This is a genomic window from Limnoglobus roseus (assembly GCF_008254045.1).
Classification (GTDB): Bacteria; Planctomycetota; Planctomycetia; order Gemmatales; family Gemmataceae; genus Limnoglobus; species Limnoglobus roseus.
In genome coordinates, this window is record NZ_CP042425.1 from 5,794,315 (window position 1) to 5,815,027 (window position 20,713).

At 64.6% G+C, this 20,713-nt stretch carries 20 protein-coding genes; 6 read left to right on the forward strand and 14 right to left on the reverse strand.

The annotated features are described in order from the left end of the window. Nucleotides 1-40: 40 nt before the first annotated feature. The 6 genes from PX52LOC_RS24435 to PX52LOC_RS24460 form a co-directional block, all read right to left on the reverse strand. Entirely contained in the window at nt 41-637 is a 597-nt protein-coding gene (locus PX52LOC_RS24435) for a PEP-CTERM sorting domain-containing protein (RefSeq protein ID WP_149112537.1), read from the reverse strand. Nucleotides 638-761: 124 nt separating this feature from the next. Continuing rightward, entirely contained in the window at nt 762-1,367 is a 606-nt protein-coding gene (locus PX52LOC_RS24440) for a PEP-CTERM sorting domain-containing protein (RefSeq protein ID WP_149112538.1), read from the reverse strand. A gap of 229 nt (nt 1,368-1,596) precedes the next feature. Continuing rightward, nucleotides 1,597-2,187 (reverse strand): YfcE family phosphodiesterase, encoded by a 591-nt coding sequence (locus PX52LOC_RS24445; protein ID WP_149112539.1) that lies wholly within the window; start codon nt 2,185-2,187, stop codon nt 1,597-1,599. A gap of 134 nt (nt 2,188-2,321) precedes the next feature. Further along, a complete protein-coding gene (locus PX52LOC_RS24450; RefSeq protein WP_149112540.1) occupies nt 2,322-3,656 on the reverse strand; it encodes a hypothetical protein in 1,335 nt (444 codons plus the stop codon). 124 nt (nt 3,657-3,780) lie between these two features. Next, nucleotides 3,781-5,400, reverse strand: a complete 1,620-nt coding sequence (locus PX52LOC_RS24455; protein WP_149112541.1) for a hypothetical protein — start codon at nt 5,398-5,400, stop codon at nt 3,781-3,783. 11 nt (nt 5,401-5,411) lie between these two features. Next, nucleotides 5,412-6,557, reverse strand: a complete 1,146-nt coding sequence (locus tag PX52LOC_RS24460) for an aminotransferase class V-fold PLP-dependent enzyme (protein ID WP_246173456.1) — start codon at nt 6,555-6,557, stop codon at nt 5,412-5,414. Between the two features lie 119 nt (nt 6,558-6,676). Here PX52LOC_RS24460 and PX52LOC_RS24465 point away from each other — a divergent pair, with 119 nt between their 5' ends. Further along, the gene (locus PX52LOC_RS24465; RefSeq protein WP_149112542.1) at nt 6,677-8,578 is read left to right on the forward strand and encodes a DUF4129 domain-containing protein; all 1,902 of its coding nucleotides are present in this window, start codon (nt 6,677-6,679) and stop codon (nt 8,576-8,578) included. Nucleotide 8,579: 1 nt separating this feature from the next. Here the strand turns inward: PX52LOC_RS24465 and PX52LOC_RS24470 are convergent, their stop codons facing one another. Both PX52LOC_RS24470 and PX52LOC_RS24475 read right to left on the reverse strand, forming a co-directional pair. After that, nucleotides 8,580-9,362, reverse strand: coding sequence for an endonuclease/exonuclease/phosphatase family protein (locus PX52LOC_RS24470; RefSeq protein WP_149112543.1), 783 nt, complete (start codon nt 9,360-9,362; stop codon nt 8,580-8,582). 19 nt (nt 9,363-9,381) lie between these two features. Continuing rightward, nucleotides 9,382-10,032, reverse strand: a complete 651-nt coding sequence (locus PX52LOC_RS24475) for a vWA domain-containing protein (RefSeq protein WP_149112544.1) — start codon at nt 10,030-10,032, stop codon at nt 9,382-9,384. Between the two features lie 142 nt (nt 10,033-10,174). Here PX52LOC_RS24475 and PX52LOC_RS24480 point away from each other — a divergent pair, with 142 nt between their 5' ends. Together PX52LOC_RS24480 and PX52LOC_RS24485 are read left to right on the forward strand one after the other, a co-directional pair. Beyond that, nucleotides 10,175-11,650, forward strand: a complete 1,476-nt coding sequence (locus tag PX52LOC_RS24480) for a S10 family peptidase (protein ID WP_149112545.1) — start codon at nt 10,175-10,177, stop codon at nt 11,648-11,650. A 37-nt stretch (nt 11,651-11,687) separates the two neighbouring features. After that, the gene (locus PX52LOC_RS24485; RefSeq protein ID WP_149112546.1) at nt 11,688-12,659 is read left to right on the forward strand and encodes a glycoside hydrolase family 16 protein; all 972 of its coding nucleotides are present in this window, start codon (nt 11,688-11,690) and stop codon (nt 12,657-12,659) included. Between the two features lie 5 nt (nt 12,660-12,664). Here the strand turns inward: PX52LOC_RS24485 and PX52LOC_RS24490 are convergent, their stop codons facing one another. The 6 genes from PX52LOC_RS24490 to PX52LOC_RS24515 all read right to left on the reverse strand — a co-directional run bounded on the left by PX52LOC_RS24490 (nt 12,665) and on the right by PX52LOC_RS24515 (nt 18,591). Continuing rightward, a complete protein-coding gene (locus tag PX52LOC_RS24490; protein WP_149112547.1) occupies nt 12,665-14,038 on the reverse strand; it encodes a hypothetical protein in 1,374 nt (457 codons plus the stop codon). Between the two features lie 43 nt (nt 14,039-14,081). Beyond that, complete coding sequence (locus tag PX52LOC_RS24495) at nt 14,082-14,459, reverse strand: hypothetical protein (protein ID WP_168219179.1); 378 nt, start codon at nt 14,457-14,459, stop codon at nt 14,082-14,084. Continuing rightward, nucleotides 14,456-15,040, reverse strand: coding sequence for a hypothetical protein (locus PX52LOC_RS24500; RefSeq protein WP_149112549.1), 585 nt, complete (start codon nt 15,038-15,040; stop codon nt 14,456-14,458). Before PX52LOC_RS24500 ends, PX52LOC_RS24495 begins: the two co-directional genes overlap by 4 nt. After that, nucleotides 15,033-16,775: an Hsp70 family protein gene (locus PX52LOC_RS24505; protein WP_149112550.1), complete on the reverse strand. Its 1,743-nt coding sequence runs from the start codon at nt 16,773-16,775 to the stop codon at nt 15,033-15,035. The genes PX52LOC_RS24500 and PX52LOC_RS24505 overlap by 8 nt, the downstream gene beginning before the upstream one ends. A gap of 112 nt (nt 16,776-16,887) precedes the next feature. Then, on the reverse strand, nt 16,888-17,922 hold the full coding sequence (locus tag PX52LOC_RS24510; RefSeq protein ID WP_149112551.1) for an alpha/beta hydrolase: 1,035 nt from the start codon (nt 17,920-17,922) through the stop codon (nt 16,888-16,890). Between the two features lie 99 nt (nt 17,923-18,021). Beyond that, complete coding sequence (locus tag PX52LOC_RS24515) at nt 18,022-18,591, reverse strand: hypothetical protein (RefSeq protein ID WP_149112552.1); 570 nt, start codon at nt 18,589-18,591, stop codon at nt 18,022-18,024. A 214-nt stretch (nt 18,592-18,805) separates the two neighbouring features. Between PX52LOC_RS24515 and PX52LOC_RS24520 the strand changes: the two genes are divergently transcribed. The 3 genes from PX52LOC_RS24520 to PX52LOC_RS24530 all read left to right on the forward strand — a co-directional run bounded on the left by PX52LOC_RS24520 (nt 18,806) and on the right by PX52LOC_RS24530 (nt 20,697). Then, entirely contained in the window at nt 18,806-19,216 is a 411-nt protein-coding gene (locus PX52LOC_RS24520) for a ribosome-binding factor A (RefSeq protein WP_149112553.1), read from the forward strand. Between the two features lie 132 nt (nt 19,217-19,348). Beyond that, the gene (locus tag PX52LOC_RS24525; RefSeq protein ID WP_149112554.1) at nt 19,349-20,158 is read left to right on the forward strand and encodes a formylmethanofuran dehydrogenase subunit C; all 810 of its coding nucleotides are present in this window, start codon (nt 19,349-19,351) and stop codon (nt 20,156-20,158) included. Then, nucleotides 20,155-20,697 (forward strand): hypothetical protein, encoded by a 543-nt coding sequence (locus PX52LOC_RS24530; RefSeq protein WP_149112555.1) that lies wholly within the window; start codon nt 20,155-20,157, stop codon nt 20,695-20,697. The genes PX52LOC_RS24525 and PX52LOC_RS24530 overlap by 4 nt, the downstream gene beginning before the upstream one ends. The last annotated feature ends 16 nt before the right edge of the window (nt 20,698-20,713 follow it).

Consider the following 20,713-nt stretch of genomic DNA (forward strand, 5'->3'; position numbering starts at 1 on the left):
CGGCCCGATCGGGCCGGCTTGTTTCATTTCATCACGCGACTCAGGCCTTCTTGCGGCGCACGCGGGCGAGGCCGAGGAGCGGCAGGCCGAGGCCGGCCAGGACCAGCGTCGTCGGTTCCGGCGTCAGCGTCGGATCGACCGGCGCCGTACCTTTCGGCACGTCAGTTTCCGTGATGTTGTTGTCGACCAGGCCGTCCGAGGTCCGGTTAGTCTGGGCCGTAAACGAGTCGGACGCCACGTCCTGGATCGTCGAGAACGCCCAGAAGTTACCGAGGCCGATCTGGCCGCTCGGGATCGTATCCCCCGTGTACTTCCAGGTCAGGTTGTACAGATCCGGGTCGTCGTTCGGCTTGAGCAGGTTCGGCGTGGGGCCGACCTTCGAAGCCGAGAAGGTCCAGCCGTCCGGGGCCGACTCGCCGCCCGGCACGTAGCCCTGGAAGTCGTAGATGGTGAAGTAGTTGCCCGACTGGAGCTTGCTGTCCGTCGGCAGCACGATGGCGTAAGTCCACCGGAAGTTGTCCGCCTCGGGCAGCACGGTGACGGACACCGGCAGCAGGCCGGCGGTCGCGGTGGCGTTCGCCGCCAGCGTTGCGGCGGCGGCCAGGAACAGCTTCGAGAACCATTTTCGCAGTTGCATGAGAACCAACCTCCGGATGCTGAGAGTGTTCGCGGTGCCCGAGTGCGAGCTTCGGGCGGGTTAGGCGGGCCACCATAGGCGGCCCGAAAAATTCTGTCAACTACAGTTCAAGATTCGCTCAAGTTCAGACCGCGACCTTCCGACGGGTCAAGCGGGCCAAACCGATCAACGGCAGGCCGAGGCCGGCCATCAACAGCGTGGCCGGTTCCGGCACGAGGTTCGGCTCGCCGGGCGTCGCCACCGGGACGGGCACGGTCGTGTCGGTGATGTTGTTGTCCACCTTGCCGTCGGTGGTGCGGTGCGTGGTGGCCGTGAAGAACGAGTCGGTCGATTCCTGGTACAGCGACACGGCCCAGAAGTTCCCGAGGCCGGTCTGACCGCTACCGATCGTCGGGCCGGTGTACTTCCACGTCAGGTTCGGCAGGTCGGCGCGGTCGGTCGGGTTCACGCCGTCCGGCACGGGACCTGTCTGCGAGGTGCTGAACGTCCAGTTGTCCGGCTGGACGTTGCTCGTCGAGACGAGGCCGCCAAAGTCGTAGATCGTGAAGTAGTCACCCGACCGGAGTTGCGAATCGGTCGGCAGCACGATGTTGTAAGTCCACCGGTAGTTGTCACCTTCCGGGTTGACGCTGACGTTGACAGGCAGCAGACCGGCGCGGGCAGTCGTGGAGCCAAGCAGGCCGAGGGCGCAAACCGCCGCGAGCAAAATCGCGCGAGATAGACGGATCATTATTCTCTCCTCCGTGCGAAACCACGGTGCGTGAGAACGGGGTGCGGACCGCCGAGACGCCTCAACGTCCACCGCCGTCCCCGCTCATCGGGACCGAGCGACAAAACTTATGGCCCGTGGGAGATTTTGTGTCAAGTCGAGGTGGGCTCGTGCCGCAACAGGGCTGAAACAAGGCGAATCGAGGGCTGGGCAGTCGGGTGGGGCAGTGCGCCGAAAAAATTCCGGTCGGTTATTCTTGCGGCGGTTCGTCGGAGGTGGGAAGGGAGGGCAAGCTGGGGATCGAGCGGTTGGCCATCCCCGGCATGATGTGGATCGAGTCCCCCGGCTTCGCCGTGGTGGGAATGATGATCGGCTTCAACTCGCCCGAGACCAGGTCGAGGACGACGCACGTTTTGGGGTTCGCCCGGAACAGCGCGCCGGGGTTCGCCACAAGCGTCTTGCCGGTGCGGTGCTGCTCGCGGACGTGGGTGTGGCCGTAGAAGAGGTAGTCGAAGTAGTTGCAGTGTTCGAGTTCGTAGAACTGGTGCCGGTCGTGGGAGTGGACCCACGCGACCCGCTTGCCTGCCAGTTCGATCGCACCGAAGGAGTCGTGACTTTGGCCGCCGATGTCGCGGATGGCCGTGATGAGCTTCACCTTGTCCTTGTCCCAGTTGCCGAAGACGAAGTGCGTGGGCAGGGGCTTGAACAGGGCAATGGTGTCGGGGGTCTCGATGTCGCCGCAGTGCAGGACCAACTCGACCTGTTGCTCCGCGAGGAGGCGGACGGCGTCGGCGACAACCTCGTGCCGGTCGTGCGTGTCGCTGATAACGCCGATCCGCATGTCGCCCCCGCCCCTCTCAGTACCGCGAAACCCCACCCTTACGATTTACAATAACACACCGCGTCGGGGATAGGGGACGACGAAGATCGGAAGCCGAAGTCGGCTTCCCCCGGCCGGGCGGGTGGCGCGGGGTGTTACTTCTTCGCCGGGAAGTCGATGGCCGTGACGAGGGCCACGTCTTGCGTGCCGACCTTCGTGAGGTTAGCCGATCCGCACACGTTCGCCACCGCCACGTGTTGGCCCGCCGGCCCGGTGAGCAGGTAGAACGACTGCACCACGTCGAGGCCGTCTTGCTTGCCGCTGGCCGAGAGGCGGTAGAGTTGCCGGCCCATCTCGGCTTGCAGCAGGCCGTTTTCGAGAACCTTCTCCGGCTCCCACCCGGGCTGCTTCTTGGTGGCGTCCACGAATTCCGTCAGGGCCGCCTTCGCGTCCGCGTTGGCCGCACTCGGCTTCCACGTCGCGATGGTCGCTTGCGCGAGGAACTCGCCGCGGTTGAGCAACCGCAGGACGAGGTGCTTGTCGTTCTTGACGACGATGTACCAGTCACGGGGGTAGAGCATCTCGTAAGCCGCGTCGGCGTGCCGGAGTTGCGTCAGCACTTCGGGAACCTTCCCGTCGGCCGGCAGCTTCGCGTGGACTTCCGCGAGTTCCTTTGAGTCCACCGCTTGAGCGGTCCGCGTGAGGACGATCGTCGCCTTCGCTTCCAGGGCGGGGCTGACCGGCCCCTGATCACGCTCGTCGGTCTGCTCCCACCGGATCGCGACAACTACGTGTTTCGCGGTATCGAAGGTGCCCTGAGCCGCCACGGTCAGCTTGACCTTCGCCCCTTGTTCGATCCCCTCGGCCTTGCCCTCGATCGTGAACAGGGCGTTGCCGTCCTTCACGCCGGTGAACTTGCCGACGAGGTCGTTTTTGACGAGGCCGTCGAAGAGGCAGACCGCCTGGGCGGTGTCGTTCGAGACGGCCCAGCTCTCGCCGACCTTCACCGGCTTGTTCGGCAGGAGGCCCGGAATCGCCAGCGTTTCGAAGTGTTCGGAGACGAGTTCCAAGTCGTCACGGGTCAGCGGCCCGGCCGGGCTGTAGTGGACCGGCCCCGTGGCGGTCCGCTGCACGACGATGCCGCGGCGGTCGTCGGCGAGCAACTGTTTGCCGCGGTCCACGCCGGTCACGCGATCTGACCCGGCCTCGCGGTAGTGGCGGACCGCCTTCTGAATTCCGCCGTCGGTGACGGCCTCGACCCGCTCCAACAACTGGTGCTTCGCCTTTGCTTCCAGGGGGATCGTGTCCGGCTTGCCGTCGCGTTCGACTTTCAGTTTGCCGCTAACTGTTAGTTGCAGGTCGCACAGGAAGGTGTCGCCGACTTTCGGGTTTTCGCCGAGATGGACAGACCCTTCTTCGGCGGCTGAGCGCGAGCGGAGGGCGGCGAGGCTGACCAGACTGGCAATCGCGTGACGACGGGTGATGAGCACGGAGATACCCTCATGGCGTGGTGGTCCGAATGAGGGCCGGGAATATCGACCGGACGGGTGAATTGTCAAGAGTAGACGGAAGGGGTCGGCCACTCCGCGAATGGCCGACCCACGATCACGGGCACTATTCTTTCTTCGTCGCCGCAAGCTCGACTTGCGTCGCGGCGACGATGTCGCCGGTCGAGTCGTTCTGGATGAACGCGACGAGCTTGAGGTTCTTCAGCGCCAGCGGACGGTCGCCGTGGGGCGATTCGGCATCCTTCGTCAACTCGTCCAGGAACTTCGTGATCGACTCACGAAGTTCGACCGGATCGACCGTGACCGTTTGCTCGGCTGTCTTGTTCTTCAGGACGAAACCCTTGCCGCCCGGCATCGCTCGGACGACGTTGTGGTGGTAGCGGACGCCGTTGCTGGCCGTGTAGCGGACGCGGTCCTCGACGACGGCGAACCGTAAGAACGTCTGTTCGCCCGGCTTCTCTAGGTCGGCGACGGTTGCTTTCCCGGTGAACCCCTTCTCACCGGGCGTGACGGCCAGTGTCAGTTTCGCGCCGGCCGGCTTCTCCAGGTCGTCGTCGATCTTCTCCTTCAGCGCGTCGAAGATGGCCTTCGACGCGGCGACGGTGGTTTCCTTTTGCAGTGCCACGGCCCGCTTGCCGTCGACGAAGGACAACGTGCCGCGCTGGATCGCGTTCGCGTAAAACTCCAGGCGGTCCTGCGACCCCTTGTTTGCCATCACGTCGAGGCCGGCCGAGATGTTGATGTGGTACGTCAGCACGATCACGTCCGTCGGCTTGTACGACTTCAGCAGGGCGTCACGGGCGGACTCGAACGCGGCCGTCGGCGGGAGTTCCGTCGAGCTGAAGATTTCGACCAGCGCGACGCGGTCGGTCTTCGCCTTGCGGCCCTTGAACTCGTCTGCCTTGAACGGCGGGAACGTCTTGCCGTAGTCCTGGTAGTCGCGGGCTTCGAGCCGCTGAATTTGCACCTCGTACTTCTTCGCGTCCTCGGGCTTGCTGGCCTTCGTCAGCGTCCGCATGAGTGTTTCCAGCACCTCGATTCGCACGGTCGCCTCGTCTTCGTCGGTCAGTAGCCGCTCGGCCTTGCGGGCTTGTGCGAGGGCGATGTCCGCGAATCCCGCCTGGTCGGCCAGCACGGTCGCGAACCGCAGGGCGGCGGTGCGCTCCCACCGGGGGCCGTAGTCGGCGGCCATCTTCGTCGCGCGGTCCACGATGCCCCGGGCTTCCTCCGGCTTCATCTTCTTGCCCGTCGCCTGGCCGAGAATGATGATTGACGAGTCGAACACGGTTTGCGCATCGTCGGACTGCGAGAGCGTCTCCTTCATCACCTCGAACGGGTCGGCCAGCTTCTTGAGAGTGCTCGGCCGCAAGTCTGTCAGTTCGAGCGGAGCGCCGCCGATACTGAGCGAACCGTTGATCTTCTTGCCGTCCTTGAGGACGACGCCGTCGAACGTCACGAACGGCTGCTTGTCCACGCTGAGGGTGAACTTGAGCGTGTTGCCGGCGACGGCGACGCTGTCGAACTTCGGGTCTTTGTTGAACTGCACCGTCGCGTCGGCGATCTCGCCGGTCCACTTGCCGTCGGCCTGTGCGAACGTGAGTAGGAGCATGACCGGCCGCTCGTTCAGGCGGAAGGTGAGCTTCCACGACCCGGCGGGCGGATCGGCGGCCGGGGTGGGGGCGGCCAGCGCGATCACGAGGGCCACACTGGCAAAGAACCGGGACATGCGAAGTCCTTTCAGGACGGTGGGAACGCGGCACGAATCCGCACCGCATTACGGTAGACGTTTTCGATCGTGCGGGCAACTCGTTCGAGGACATCGGGCGGGTGCAGCAGGACGGGGTGGTGCAACTTCACGCAGTTCTCGCTCGCACGGGTGGCCTCCGCGAGATCGCCGACGGCCCGGAACCGCGACGGCGATCGGCCGAGATGCAGGGCTTTGAATCCCACGTCGAACGCGATCCCTTCTGCCCGCATCGCCCGGCAGAAGAGTTCCCGCGGTAAGCCGAACGCGGCCGGGTCGTAGCGGAACCCAGCCTTGTAGAACGCGGGCGTCTGCACGGCTGAACCGTTGTCGAATACTTGAAGGCCCGGAACCGGTCGTTCGCGAAGAAACTGCACGGAGGCGAGTCGGCGTTGCGTGTCGGCGTCCAGGTTCGCGAGTTGTGGCAGTACCACCGTCGCTTGCAGTTCGCTCAGTGGTGCCCACGGTTGAACACCCCGGTTGAGCCAGAGCTTCGCCCGCTGGTACGCCCGGCTTTCGCGGAAGAGTAACGCCCCGCCGCGGCCCGCCGAGAGCAACTTCGACCCGCCGAAACTGAGCGTGCCGACGGAACCGAAACTGCCGCACTGCCGCGGGCCAATCGTCGCGCCGGGGCACTGGGCTGCGTCTTCGACGACCGCGATGCCGTGCGCGTCGGCCACCGCCAAGACCGCGTTCATCGGCACGAGACCGCTGTGGAGGTGCGACACGAGAATCGCCTTCGTTTTCGGGCCGATCGCGGTGGCAAGTTGGGCCGGGTCAAGGTTCCAGTTTCCCGGTGACACGTCCACCAGAACAGGCTTCGCCCCGAGTGCGTGCAGGGTGAGAAAGTTCGACTCGTACTCGTAGGCCGCGAGAATCACCTCGTCGCCCGCCGCAACTCCGACGCTTCGCAGGGCCGCTTCGACTGCGAGCGTGCCACTCGCGCAAGTGATTGCGTGCGGCACGCCGAAGGTTGCCGTGAGTTGCGTTTCGAGGGTGGCGACGCACGGACCGTGATACTGCCCCCATCTGCCGGACGCTAGCGCCACCTGCACGGCGGCCGCCACGTTCTCATTCGGCGGCGGCCACGGGGGCGGGCCGTCGGGGAAGGCCGGCGGAGAGCCGAGGATCGCGGGCACACACACCTGCCGGGTTACAGATCGGGATTCGTCTTCTCTGTTCTTGCGATCCCCGTTCGGTAGCGTCAAGATAAAACAGTCCTTGTCCGAGTGCCCCACCCCGTCCGCGAGTCCCGCACATGCCCGCAGAAACCAAAGCTCCGACTCTGGTCGATTGGGTGGTGATTGCGCTCAGCCCGGCCCTCGTGATGCTGATGGTCGGCAGCCTCGTCTTCTTCCTCGTCGAGGTGCTGTATGCCGGGCAGTACAGCGACCGACTGCTCTACACGCTGTTCTTCTTCGTCATCGGGGCGGTGCTGATCGCCCGCATCAGCATCGAGCAGGGTTCGATGAAGGCCCGCATGTACGGCCTCGGTCTTGGCCTCGCGACGTTCATCGCCTTACAGACGTTCGTGTCGTATCCGAAGGGAACGCAGTTTATCTCCCCGGTCATCAACCTCTTCCTCATCGCCATCGTCTGGTGGTCGGCGAACAAGTTGACCTGGGACTGCACCCACCTGGACGAAGACCGCAAGTCCAGCGGTCGCGGCATTCTCGTGGCCGCTGGGTTGGACGGACCGACTCCGACGAACGCCGCCGAGTCGCGGGCCAGGGAGAAGCAGGGCGAGACGGACGGAGATGACGAGGCGGACGTCAAGGCGGAGGCCAAGAAGCGGAAGAAAGACCCCGTCGGCGTCCTCGGTTGGATGGCCCGGTGGGACCGCTTCCGCGAAACCCAGCGGAAGAAGCCGCACACGCCGGGGACGTGGATCGTCTACTTCTCGCTCGCCGCGTTCCCGCTCTTCGGCCTCGGGCAATCGCTCATCCCAGCCGACGACGTCGCGAGACGGCGGGCGACCTTCCTGCAAATGGCCGTGTACGTCGGCAGTGGCCTGATGCTCCTCGTCACGACGAGCCTTCTCGGCCTGCGAAAGTACCTCCGCGAGCGCAACGCGAACATTCCACCCGCGATGACGATGGGCTGGCTCGGCCTGGGGGCGGCACTGATCGCGATGTTCCTCGTGGTCGGGGCGGTACTGCCGCGGCCGCACTCGGAGACGCCGCTCATCAACTTGCCGCGGGCCGGGAAAGACGACCGCGGCGCGTCGAAGTACGCCCAGAAGACCGACGACGGGTCCGCTGGCAAGGGCGAGGGGAAGGCCGGTCAAAAGCAAGAAGCCGGGGCCGACGCGAAACAGTCGGGCAAGAACGGCGAAAAGGGCGGCAACGCGGGTGAGAAGGGCGACGGTGGCGGCAAGGGAAAGGACAAAGGTGGCAAGGAGAAGGGCGACGACAAGAACGGCGAACAGCAGAACAACGCGCAAGGCAACAACGCGAAACAGCAGGACAATCCCGACAAGCAGGACGGCAAGCCGGGCGATCAGAAGGACAACAAAGCCGAAGGCGATCGCGAGGCGAAGAACGCCGACGGGAAGGCCGAGGACCGCGACCGCTCGGACGGCGGGAATGAGTCTTCGTCGGGTGCCGTCTCGAAGGCCATGCAAGCGGTCGGCTCGTTCATCAAGTGGGTCGTCTGGATTGTGATCGCGGTGCTGGTCGTTGTCGGGCTGTTCGTTTTCTTCCTCAAGTATCTCGCCCCGTTCACGGCCTGGGCACAAGGGCTTCTTGACTGGCTACGCGGGCTGTTCGCCCGAAAGGAGCGGGTGCGGACGGCGAACAAGCGGCAGGAAGAAGCCGTCGCCGAGGTCGAGGATCGGCCGCCGCCGTTCAGCGAGTTCCCGAACCCGTTCGACGACGGCAGCGCGAAGCGGATGACACTGACGCAACTCATCGAGTACAGCTTCTCGGCCTTCGAATCGTGGGCCTGGGAACAGGACATGGGCCGGACGCCGGACGAAACGCCGAACGAATTCGCGGCCCGCATCGGCGGAAAGTACGCCGACTTCGACGAGGACGGCCGGAAGCTGGCGAACCTCTACGTGCGAACACTTTACTCGACCCAACCGCTGCCGGCCGTGGAGGCCATCAAGACGCTGCAAGCCTTCTGGCGGAGCGTCGAAAGTGCGGGCGTCGGGGCGTGAGTTACTTCTTCCCGACCCACTCCAGCACCACCAACACGGGGCGGTGGTCGGATGCGATCTTTTCCTCGATCACCTTCACTTCCACCACTTTGAACTGCGTTGCCGGACGGAATAGGACGAAGTCGATTTGCTGCCGGGGCACGTCGGACGGGATCGTCGGGAACTTCTGGCCGGCGACCGTGGCGACGGTCCACTTTTGGCCGAGCGTTTGGAGCGGCGGGCTGTCGGGCGGGGCGTTCAAGTCGCCGGCGAGCAGGGCGGGGCCGTTGAGGGCACCGAAGAGTTCGTTGACCTTCGCCGCCTGTTCCTCGCGGGTGGCGGCGTTGTCGTGCTGGAAGTGGGTGCCGAGGAACGTCAGTGGCGGCAGTCCGCCGCCGAGTTCGACATGGGTTTCCAGGACGATTCGCGTCTCTTGGCCCTTCTTGGCGGGCAGCGTGTGAACTTTCATGCCAGTCAACTCCGAGCGCGACAGGATCGCCTGCCCGTACTCGCCGCCTTGTAGGTCGATGGCCTTCCCGAAGGCGACTTTCAGCTTCGTGAGTTTGCCGAGTTCGGCGGCCTGATCGACTTTCTTCGTGCGCGTCGTGTTACGGTCCACTTCCTGAAGGGCGACCACGTCCGGCTTCACGTCGGTGATGACTTTCGCGATCCGCTCCAAGTCGAGCTTACCGTCGGTCCCTTCGCAGTGATGCAGGTTGTAGGTCAGCACGCGGACCGTCTTCCCTTCCGGGGCGGCGGTCGGCGTGCTGGCGAGATTGGCGAAGAGCAGTGCAGTGACGAACATCGAGAACCTTCTTTCGCGGTTACTTGCTACCCTTCTTGCCTTCCATGTCTTCGATCTCGGTCGTCGTGAAGGCGTTGTCGATCGGCTGGCTCGACTTCGCCTGCGTCCGCATCCGTCCGACCTGGGCCGACGCCGAGGCGTAGGCCACCCGGGCGGTCGCGGCCGTGAAGTTGGCCGTGCCGCTCATGGGAATGCCCATCGCCCCGGCCTCACCAAACGAGTCCTGGTTTGCCCCGAGGTAGGTGAACTGCCACTTGTACACGTCTGTCTGGTGCGAAATCATCTCTTGCACCTTCGCCTTCGTGTACTCGCGGCTGGCGTTTTCCTGGCCGTCGGTCGTAATCACGAACACTACCAGGGCCGGCCGATCCGCCTCGGGGGTCTTCGCCAACCGCTCGCCCGTCTCGACGATGGCCCGCCCGACGGCGTCGAGGAGGGCCGTGTTGCCGCGCGGCACGAGGCGGCAATACGGCACGGTGCGAATCGGGATTGCCTTGTGAACGAACTCGTACTCGTGATCGAACTGCACGAGGGTGAACGTCGCCTCGCCCGGCAATTTCTTCTGATCTTCCACGAAGCGATTCAGCCCGCCCTCGGCGTCGGCTTGGCACGCCTGCATCGAACCGCTGCGGTCCATGACCACGGTGATGTCCGTCAAATCTTGCCGCATCGAACCGCCTCCTGGAAGGTGAAGCCTCGCAACCTGACTTGATTGTACGACAACTCGCCGGGCCGCGGGGGTTGCTTCCGGCGGGGCGACTTTTACCATGCTTGCATCCCTCTCGTTCCCACCGACTCACACCGAGTTCTCAATGTTCCGACTCTTTGTCATCACCACGACTCTGTTGGCTGCGTCATCGGCCGCGGCCCAAGAACCGCCGAAGGCCGCCGACCGCAAGGACGCGCTCACCCGCACGAAACACACCGTTACCATCGGCGGCAAGCTCATCGAGTACGAGGCCACGGCCGGCCGGATGCAACTGAAGGACGACGAGGGGAAGGCGACGGCGAACATCTTTTACATCGCCTACACCAAGTCGAAGGAAGACGCGAAGAAGCGGCCGCTGACGTTCTGCTTCAACGGCGGGCCGGGGTCGTCGTCCGTGTGGTTACACCTCGGCACATTCGGCCCGCGGCGGGTGACGTTATCCGACGAAGGCGAAGCCTTGCCCCCGCCCGCAAAGTTGGTTGAGAACGAGGAGTCACTACTCGACCTGACCGACCTCGTGTTCATCGACCCGGTGAGTACCGGCTTCAGCCGGGCGGCCGACGAGAAGAACGCCAAGCAGTTCCACGGCGTCCAAGAAGACGTGCAAAGCGTCGGCGAGTTCATCCGCCTCTACACGACGCAGAACGACCGCTGGCCGTCGCCCAAGTACGTCGCCGGCGAAAGCTACGGCACGACGCGGGCCGCGGGGTTGTCCAATCACCTGCAAGGCCGCCTCGGGATGCGGCTAAACGGCGTCCTGCTCATCTCGGCTGTGCTGAACTTTGGCACGATCCGCTTCGACGAGGGGAACGATCTGCCGTTCATCCTGTACCTGCCGAGCTACGCCGCGACGGCGTGGTATCACAAGAAGCTGAGCGCCGAACAGCAGGCCGACCTGCCGAAGACGCTGGCCGAGGCCGAGAAGTTCGCCGCCGGCGAGTACACCCTCGCGCTCCAGAAGGGATTGGACCTGTCGGAGAGCGAACGAGACGACGTTGCGGTGAAGATCGCCCACTTCACCGGACTGTCGAAGGCGTTCGTCCTTCGTGCGGACCTTCGCGTGGAGGGGCAGCGGTTTATGCGCGAACTGTTGCGAGATCAAGGCCGAATCACCGGTCGCTACGACAGCCGGATACTCGGCAAAGACTTCAACGACGCCGCGGAACGCCCGGACTACGACCCGAGCTATGCGTCCGTGCAGGGGACGTTCACCGAGTCGTTCAACGCCTACCTCCGCGGTGAATTGAAGTACGAGAGCGATATGCCCTACGAGATTCTCACCGGCCGCGTGCAGCCGTGGAACTACGGGACCGCGACGAACCGCTACCTGAACGTCGCCCCGTCGCTGAAGACAGCGATGGCCCAAAACGCCGACCTGCGGGTCTTCGTGGCGAACGGGTACTACGACCTCGCCACGCCGTACTTCGCGACGCAGTACACCGTCAACCACCTCGGTGGCGATCGCAAACTCCGCGACCGCGTGACGATGGCCTACTACGAGGCTGGGCACATGATGTACGCCCACAAGCCGTCGCGGTTGAAGTTGAAGAAGGACATCGCCGCCTTCTACCAGCCATAGACTGAGTGTGACAAACCAACACCCGGAGGCCCCTCCCATGACGAGCCGCTGTTGTTTGGCCGTGATCCCCCTGATCGCCCTGGCGGTCGCCCTTTGGCCGACGCGCTCTCCGCGGGCGGCCGACACGGCGGCCGAGTGGAAGATGGTCTGGAGTGACGAGTTCGCAGGCACCGAGATCGACAAGGCGAAGTGGGACTACGACACCGGCAACGGCTTCTTCGACTACGGCACTAACACCTGGATCGGCGGGTGGGGCAACAGTGAGTTACAGTACTACACGAAGGAGGCCGACAACGCCTTCGTGAAGGACGGGATGTTGCACATCAAGGCGATCAAGGAATCGTACCTCGGCTGTGGTTACACGTCGGCCCGGCTGAAGACGCGGAAGAAGGACGGCGGCGAACTCTTCAACAAACTTTACGGCAAGTTCGAGTTCCGGGCGAAACTTCCGACCGGCAAGGGCGTCTGGCCGGCCATCTGGATGCTGCCGCAGAAGGAGACCTACGGCACGTGGCCTTCCTCCGGCGAGATCGACATCATGGAAGCCCGCGGGCAGGAGCCGACGAAAGTCCTCAGCACCCTCCACTTCGGCTCGAAGTGGCCGGCCAACACGCACATCCCCAAGGACTACGTGCTGCCGAAGGGGGGCACGATCGCGGACTTCCACACGTACACGATGGAGTGGGAGCCGGGTGAGATGCGCTTCTTCGTGGACGATCTCCCGTCGGCAACGCACTCGTTTTGGTGGAGCAGCGGCAAGACCGACGGCACAAAGGGGGCGAACCCGACGCAAGAATCCGACCTGAACCCATGGCCGGCCCCGTTCGACCACCCGTTCTACATCGTGCTGAACGTGGCCGTCGGCGGCAAGTTCCTCGGCAACCCGGACAAGAACACGGTCTTCCCGGCCGAGATGGTGGTCGATTACGTCCGCGTCTACGACAAGGTCGGCGGCCCCGGCCGGGCAAAGCCGCGCGGCGAGGGCAAACTGCCGTTCGGCAAGCCGTGATTGCGTTACGCCTCGGTCTTCACGGGGCCGAGGCACGATGCGAGCCACGCGAGGCGGAGGCTGAGGTCGGCGAGGATCGCGCCTGACACTTCGCGGAAGCGCGGCTCAGGGTCGGCGGCGCAGGCTTCAGCGAGTTCTTCGGGGCGGATGTTGTGCTGAATGAACACGTCGAGAAGGCGGCCGCGGAGGATGTGCCAGGGTTGCGTGCCGATTCCGGGAACCCGACGGGCGTACCCGCGGAGGACGTCTGCCGAGAAGGTATGTTCGGAATCCGGAACGTAGCGACCGAGCAACCCGACGGCGAGAATTCCGAGGTTCGGGCCGCGATCCGCAAAGAGGTCGTCCAGGCAGCCCAGACAACGAAGCGGCTGCGCCGCCAAGGGTTTCAGCCCCTCGACGATATCGGACCGCAATACCGGCCCGTGCGTCGCCCAGACGGTCCCGAGTAAGCGGATAAACTCTTCCAGCAGTGGCCCCTGAACGGCCGACCCTTCACCACCCCAATAGAGGGTTTGATCGACGCGGTCGAAGTAATAGCTGTGGTGCAGTTCCAGGTGTTTTAGCGATTGCAATTCGTCCTGGCAGAACGAGACGATCAGATTCGGCTGGTTCCACGCCGCCCAATCCATCGCCGCCACGAGTAGGCCCAACCACGCCGCGTCATTTTCGAGGCCGACGTGCTTCTTGAGTTGCTTCAAGTCGAACTCGATGAGCGAATAGCGTCCCAATCGTCCGGCCGCCGCCAACCGCAGTTGGGCCACTTCGAGCAACTGCGGCCACTCGGCGTCGGCGTTCAGCAACTCGACGTAAGGATCGGCGAGGGCGATCTGCGCGTCGGCCTCCAGTTCGCGGCGGTACAACTCCACGGCGGGGCGGTCGAGTTTCGATTGCGTGAGCGCGCCGAACAGCCAGTCGTGCCGGGTCCGCTTCATGTCCAATTTGGGATCGACGGCCAGCAGCCAGTACAGTCGAAGGGCCACGTCCGCCGAGTCGTTCTCGTTGAGAGACAGTGACACCAGCCCGCGATAGGCTTCGTCCAACTGCCCGGCCGTGGCCGTCGCCCAGAACTTGTCGGCCGCACTCGGCTGGACATCCACTACCGGCGTGGACCAGCGGGGGAGGGCGGCGTCGGCCTTGTCGTCTTCCGTCGGCACTTCGCGAGGGGCGGAACGAAACCAGCCCGCCTGTTGCTGACAAGTTTCGTAAGCCTCGCGAATCTTGCAGAACTGTTCCGGGTGGTGTTCCGGCTTGAACCGCCGGATGAGTTGCGTGTACGCGCGGCGGATGGTGATGTCTTCCGCGCCGCGCTCGACGCCGAGGAGGGCGAACGGGTCCTTCGGCCACTCACGGGGATCGTCCGGCAGGTCGGGCGGCGTCATCGGGCTACCGTAGTGTGGGGGCGGAGCGGATGGTACGGGAGGCTTAGGGCGCCGCGGATGATTTCTGCTTGAGGAGCCGGTCGGCCTTCTCCCGCAAGTCGTTCAACTCTTTGGCCGCCTCTTGTGGCGTCTTATTTCCAGCTTGTGGAAACCCCGGAATCCGAGAGGTATTGACCGGCGGCGTGTAGGCGGGTCGGTACGTCGGCGGTGGCGTACTGTTCCCGCGACCGCCGAGGGCCACGGCTAGCCGGCCAATGATGGCCAAGGCCCAAATCCAGTGCCACGAGAATCCCCACCCACTGCCGGAACCTTCGCTGCTGGCGGGTTGCTCGGTAGCTCTCCGCGCGGCGATTTCCGCCTTCCGCTGCTCCTTCGCCGCGAGTTTGTCCAACTTTTGTTGGCTCAACGGGGGGACGTTCAACGGCGTCGCTTGGGGCAGTAGCAGGTCTTGCACAGGTGCGGGTCGAGGGCGGTCGTGGCGGGATCGTTGTCCCGAAGCCACTTGGCCCGCGCGGCGAGCGTCGGGCCGAATGTCTGTTCCGCCAGCCACTCCATCCGCTTGACGGACCGCTCCCGCGGCGGGAGCAGAAAACTCTCCCGGATGAACTGCGCCATCTTGTCCAGCTCCCAGTCTTCGCGGCGGACGACGGTCACGTCCAGCCCCGGCTTCAGTCGGGTCAGCGTCTCGCGAACGGCGGGATCGGAGCACCGGCGGTCGAGTACGCCCCACAACTTGGCTCGGTGGGCGGGGCCGAACTGCCAGAATTTTTCCATCAAGGCTTCGAGGTCTGCCTTCTCGTACCGGCCCGCTTCGAGCTGGCCTTCGATGGACAGCGGCAGTTTGCCGTGGTTGAGGAGGTTGAGGGCAGCCGTGCCCGATTCCGGCGGCACGAAGTTGTTCGCGGCCAGCTTCTTGAAGAAGGCGGCACGCACCGCCGCCTCGTCGGCGTCGGCGGGAACGTCCAGGGCCGCGGCCGCTTGCTTGCGGGAGGGGTCACTCATCCGAATTCCCCGTGGGGTCGTCGTTCGCGGCGTCGAACTCGGCCAGGAACTCTTCGATCACTTCACGATGCCGGTCGATGGCCTCAGGTTCGCGCGATTCCAGCGCGGCCTCGAAGCCGTCGATCAACGCACCCAAGTGGCGGCGCAGGTCGGCGGAGAGTTCCTTGTACAGCCGCTCGGCCCGCGTCAGGATGTAATGGTTCTTAGCCTCGTCGCGGGGGTGGGTCTTGAGCTTCTCCATGTCGCGGACGGCCTTGCGGATGGCCGCCTCGTTCAGCCCCTTCGCGTGCCGGGCGATGATGTGCGAGACGGTCTTCTTCGTCGCGACGATGGTCGCCTCGACTTCGAGAACGCCGTTCAGGTCGTAGGTAAAGCGAACGGCCACGTCCTGGCCCTTCGGCCCCGGCGGGATGCCGGCCACGTCGAACTCGCCGAGGAGTAGATTTTCCTGCGTCTTCCGGCTCTCGCCCTGGTAAATCTTGATGCAGATGGTGGTCTGGTTCGGCTGCATCGTGGAGTAGTGCTTCACCCGGCTGACGGGGATGACGGTGTTCCGGTCGATGATCGGGTCGAAGAAGCCGCTTTTTACTTCCTGCCCGTACTCCTTGCTCACCTCGACGCCGAGGGTGAACGGCGACACGTCGGTCACGACCATGTCGTTGACGGCCGCGTTCTGCTGCACCAGCCCGGCTTGCACGGCCGCCCCGAGCGCCACGACCTCGTCGGGATTTAGTCGCCCGTGCGGTTCCTTGCCGAAGAGGTCGCGAACCCGCTGCACCACGAGCGGTATCCGCGTCGCCCCGCCAACGAGAATGATCTCGTTGATTTTGTCGCGGGTCAGGCGGGCGTCGGTCAGCACCCGGCGGATGGGCAACTCGATCCGGCCGAGGATCGGCGTCACCCAGGTTTGAAGTTGCTCGCGAGTGACGGTCACTTCCTTGCCCGCTGCCACGTCACCGCCGGCGTCGGGAACCTTGACGGTCGTGGACGTTTCGCGGGAGAGTTGGCACTTGGCCCGTTCGCACTGTTGGATCACACGGGACACGACGAGGGGCAGGGTGGCTTCGGCCCGTTCGAACGGCAGCCCGACCGATTCCAACACGCGGGCGGCCAGGGTGCGGGTGAAATCTTCCCCGCCGAGCGAGGTTTCGCCGGCCGACGAGCGGACTTCCAGCGTGCCGTCGAACTGCTCGACGACGGACACGTCGAAGGTGCCGCCGCCGAGGTCGAAGACGAGGACGATTTTGTTCTCGTCGGCCCCCTGAAAGCCGTAGGCAATAGCGGCGGCCGTCGGCTCGTTCAGGATGCGCTCGACCGTCAGCCCGGCGATTCGCCCGGCCGCGATCGTGGCCTTCCGCTGTTGGTCGTTGAAGTACGCCGGCACGGTGATGACGGCCCGCGTGACGGGTTGCTCGAAGTACTCCTCGGCGTCGGCCTTGAGGGACCGCAGGACGAACCCCGAGAGGTCTTCCGCCGTGAACGTCTTCCCGCCGAGCGTGACGGTGCGGTCCGACCCCATCAGCCGTTTGAAGAGCGACGTGCAGCGGTCCGGGCGAACGACCTGGAACTCCTTCGCGGCCGCACCGACGAGGACGGTGCCGTTCTCGTCGAGTCCGACGACCGACGGCGTGAGCCGGCCGCCGAGGGCGTTCGGAATGATCTCCGGCCCGTTGTCCGTGAGGTAGGCGACGGCGGAATTGGTCGTGCCGAGGTCGATGCCGATTATCGGGTCCATCGTTCATCCGAGGATTGAAAGTGGTCCCAATAGCATACCGTCCGAATCCGCCGTTACCAGCATTCGTGGCGGCGACGGCTCACTTCCCGGCGCTGGCCGGGGCCGAGGGCGTTCATGGCTTGGCCACCGGTTGACGGAACCCGCGTTCGATTTGGTCCTTCGCATCGGTGGACACTGGGCCGTCGCGCCACAGCCATCGCATCATCTCTGGCATGATCGCGCCGCCGAACTTCTGGCCGTGGGCGTTCATGCCCCACGAGTAGTTCACGTCGTACCCCTTCTGGGTCAACGCCTTCATCAACCGGACGTTTTGGTGGAACCAGTCCATCTTCTCGTCGTAGTTGCCGTTGCCGCGGATGCCACGGTTGTCGTTGCGGCCGTCGCACAGGTAGACGCGGATCGGCTTCTTCTCGGCGGCGAGGACCTTGTCCGCGTAGACGTGGCCGCCGCGGAGGTTCACGAAGCTGCCGACGTTGCTCAGCACCTTGCGGAAGTGGTCCGGCCGTTCCCACGCGACCGTGAACGCGGCGATCGCCCCGGAACTCGACCCGCCGATGCCTCGCATTTCGGGGTCTTTGGAGATGTTGTAAGTCTTCGCCAACTCCGGCAGCAGTTCCTCGGTGATCACGCGGGCGTAGCGGTCGTCGAGCGAGTTGTACTCCGTCGGGCGATTGGTATCGCGGTCGCCCCAGTTCGACGGCGTCGGTTCCGGCTGTTCGGGCTTGCGGCCGGGGTTGATGAATACGCCGAGCATCACCGGAATCTCCCGGCGGTAGATGAGGTTGTCCATCACGTTCTGGGCGCGAATGTCCCCTTTCTCGTCCTTGAACGCCTGCCCGTCCTGGTAGACCATGAGGGCCGCCGGAACCTTCGGGTCGTATTGCGTCGGTACGTACACCCAGTAGGTGTGCTGAGTGCCGGGGTACGCCTTGCTCGGGAGCGTGAACGGCCCGCGGACTTCTCCCTTCGGCACGCCGTCTTGCGGCAGCGAGTCCGGCCCCAGGCGGTACTGCGAATTCGGATTCGCGGCGGCCGGCGACTTCGGCTCTGCCTTCTTCTCGTCTTTCTTGTCCGGGACTTGGGCCAACGCCGTCACGGAGAGTGCGGCCAACACGAAGGCGAGGGAACACGGCAATGCCGTCTTCATGAGATGATCCTCGTGGCAAGGGAGGTGCAACAACGACCGATAGCGGAAAGTTAGCTTAGCGAATTTTGGCGGACGATCGTCGCGAGAACTGGGAGCCGTTCAATGCGGCCCGCTGCCGAGGCGACCGCCGTAGCCTTCGTTACTCCCGCCATTGCCGCCGGACCCGCGGTTCTGCTCCTTCTGTTGCCGGTACACGGCTAGGTCGCGGCGGAGTTGCGAGTTGTGTTCCTCGCGCATCTCACGGTAAATCTTCAGCCAGTACCGGCGGGTGGCGATCCCGTCGGCCATTGCCAGCCCGATGACGAAGAACGTCAGCGCCATCACGCCCATCCAGTAGATGCCGTACCAGCGGAGGAACTGTTTCTCGGTCGGCGTGATCGGCGGTTTCTCGCCGTCGGCGTCGGTCGGCTTCTTCTCGCCCATCTCGTCGGCCCGTGCTTCCATGCCCGAGACAAACGCCCCGGCGATCATCCCACCGATCAGGACGAGGAGCAAGCCGACGACCAGCCGCCGGCGGTACCGGCCGCGGAGGTAGGCAAATTCGTCACTCGGCACGAGCTTACGGGCGTAGAGCGCTTTCAGACCGCGGACCTGCTGCCACCCCGAGACGAGGCCGAGCAACATCAGCGGCAAAGCGAGCAGTAGCGCGATCACCATTTGAGAATTCAAGTGCCGACCCTCGGACCCTTCGCCAGACGTGCCCCGCTCCAGCCATCGTGCGGAATCCGTCGGTGATGTCAAGAACGCCGCGAACCCCGCCGGGCGGTGCCTGTCTACAGAGGAACTCATCGCCGGGAAGGGAGGTGTGCCGTGCGACCGATTGATTCGCGAAAAAATTCGGGCGTCGTGTGCAAGCTTTCTTACCTCGGAGAAGTATCCCCTCATGAGCGGGAAACGATCACAACGCGGGAAGCCGGCCGATCTGACGGATGAACTGACCCCCGACGACGGCCAAGACCCGAAACAGTTCTTTGACCGACGAACGCAGTACGACCAGTCTCGCCAAGTGGGACGCAAGGCCCTTCAGCTGTGCGAGCAAGTGAAGACCTCACTTCATGGCATACTTGCGGTGTGTGCCGACGACGTGGTGCGGGATTTGCAAGTTCTTGCGGTCCTGCCGGCCCCTCACACGGGTCGGCTTCAAATCGCAGTCGCCGTCCCCTCGACGGCAGACGCGGTGGATCGGGTAACTGTGCTGTCTCACTTACACCGGGTCAGCGGCTGGATTCGTTCGGAAGTCGCCTCGGCGATTCACCGGCGGAAGACACCGGAGTTGGTCTGGGACGTGAGATGATGTCGGCGGCGGGGATTCTTCGCAACGAATCCCCGCCGCCGTTGTCCTTTTTGATTGCCCCCCGATCTCGCTGAGCGATACAACCTCTCGACAGGCGGCCGAACGTCCGCCGGGCTCAGGCTGCATCGCGACATGCTCACACTTTCACTCAAAAGCCCGCCGTTGGTGCCCCTCGAAGCAGAGGCCATCTCGCCGGATGTGTTGGCTTCACTGTCTCTCGACGAAATCCGTTCCCGCCCTGTGTTCCTCGGTAAACGGCAACTGCCGCTCGACGACCTTTTCACCGTGGAAGGCTCGCCCGGCGACGAGATCGAACTCCGAGGCGAACTGACGAAAGTGAAGTGGATCGGCCGCGGGATGAGCCGCGGCCGGCTGCGCATTGTCGGTCCCGTCGGAATGCACCTCGGCGCGCACATGAAAGGCGGCACCATCGAAGTCGAAGGCGACGCAAGCGACTGGCTTGGCGCGGAGATGAGCGGCGGGCTGATCCGCGTCCGCGGCAACGTCGGCGGGCAGGCGGGGGCGGCCTACCGCGGGGCGGCGTCCGGCATGAGCGGCGGCACTATCCTCATCGACGGCACGGCTGGCGACGAACTCGGCATGAGGATGAAGCGGGGCACCATCGCCGTTCGCGGTCCCGCCCGAGACTTCGCCGGCCTGCAAATGAAGGGCGGCACGATCATTCTGATGAGCGGGGCCGAGCAGCGCACGGGCGCGTGGATGGCCCGCGGCACGATCATCTCCCTGCGGTCGCTGGAACTGGTGCCAACCTTTGCTTTCGGCTGTGACATCGTGCCGTCGTTCGTGCGCCTGTACGCGAAGCACTTCCGGCCGCACGGGCTTGAACTTCCTGTCTCGGGCGGCGTCTACCAGCGGTACGCCGGCGACCTGACCGGGCTGGGCAAGGGCGAAATTCTGGTCTGGCACCCGGCTGCGACATGAACCGGCTGTTCCCCTTCGTCGCGATCGTTCTCTCGCTTCCGCTGCTGTCCGTGTTCGCCATCGACCCCGGCTCCGATCCGTCGAACCCCGCGATTTTCCTGTCCGCGTGGCTGGCCATGATCGGTTGGTACGTTGGTGCGACGGCGGTGCTGGCCCGTGGTGCCGGGGCCGCACGGCTGTGGGCCGTCGGGTGCGGCTTGCAGATCCTTCACGTGGCGATTGCTTTCCACGCGACCCACGGTTGGTCGCACGCAGCCGCCTTCGAACACACGCGGCAAGTCGGCGGCATCGGGGAGGGGGTGTACGTCAACTACTTGTTCACGGCAGTCTGGCTTCTCGACGCGACTTGGCTCTGTCTGGCCCCCCGCAGATACGCCCGCCGCCCGCGGTGGCTGACCGTGGCCGTCCACGGCTTCCTCCTGTTCATCGTCTTCAACGCGATGGCGGTCTTCGGCTCGTGGGTCGCGCGGGGGCTGTTCGGCGGGTTCGTAATGGGCGTCCTAAAAACTCGCTTCTTGCCCCGCTGTTGCCAGCGGTAGGCCTTGACGCTGCGAC

Coding starts and splice junctions, on each gene's coding strand:
- PX52LOC_RS24435 (WP_149112537.1), bottom strand. CDS start 637: ATGCAACTGCGAAAATGGTTCTCGAAGCTGTTCCTGGCCGCCGCCGCA.
- PX52LOC_RS24440 (WP_149112538.1), bottom strand. CDS start 1,367: ATGATCCGTCTATCTCGCGCGATTTTGCTCGCGGCGGTTTGCGCCCTC.
- PX52LOC_RS24445 (WP_149112539.1), bottom strand. CDS start 2,187: ATGCGGATCGGCGTTATCAGCGACACGCACGACCGGCACGAGGTTGTC.
- PX52LOC_RS24455 (WP_149112541.1), bottom strand. CDS start 5,400: ATGTCCCGGTTCTTTGCCAGTGTGGCCCTCGTGATCGCGCTGGCCGCC.
- PX52LOC_RS24465 (WP_149112542.1), top strand. CDS start 6,677: ATGCCCGCAGAAACCAAAGCTCCGACTCTGGTCGATTGGGTGGTGATT.
- PX52LOC_RS24470 (WP_149112543.1), bottom strand. CDS start 9,362: ATGTTCGTCACTGCACTGCTCTTCGCCAATCTCGCCAGCACGCCGACC.
- PX52LOC_RS24475 (WP_149112544.1), bottom strand. CDS start 10,032: ATGCGGCAAGATTTGACGGACATCACCGTGGTCATGGACCGCAGCGGT.
- PX52LOC_RS24480 (WP_149112545.1), top strand. CDS start 10,175: ATGTTCCGACTCTTTGTCATCACCACGACTCTGTTGGCTGCGTCATCG.
- PX52LOC_RS24485 (WP_149112546.1), top strand. CDS start 11,688: ATGACGAGCCGCTGTTGTTTGGCCGTGATCCCCCTGATCGCCCTGGCG.
- PX52LOC_RS24490 (WP_149112547.1), bottom strand. CDS start 14,038: ATGACGCCGCCCGACCTGCCGGACGATCCCCGTGAGTGGCCGAAGGAC.
- PX52LOC_RS24500 (WP_149112549.1), bottom strand. CDS start 15,040: ATGAGTGACCCCTCCCGCAAGCAAGCGGCCGCGGCCCTGGACGTTCCC.
- PX52LOC_RS24505 (WP_149112550.1), bottom strand. CDS start 16,775: ATGGACCCGATAATCGGCATCGACCTCGGCACGACCAATTCCGCCGTC.
- PX52LOC_RS24510 (WP_149112551.1), bottom strand. CDS start 17,922: ATGAAGACGGCATTGCCGTGTTCCCTCGCCTTCGTGTTGGCCGCACTC.
- PX52LOC_RS24520 (WP_149112553.1), top strand. CDS start 18,806: ATGAGCGGGAAACGATCACAACGCGGGAAGCCGGCCGATCTGACGGAT.
- PX52LOC_RS24525 (WP_149112554.1), top strand. CDS start 19,349: ATGCTCACACTTTCACTCAAAAGCCCGCCGTTGGTGCCCCTCGAAGCA.
- PX52LOC_RS24530 (WP_149112555.1), top strand. CDS start 20,155: ATGAACCGGCTGTTCCCCTTCGTCGCGATCGTTCTCTCGCTTCCGCTG.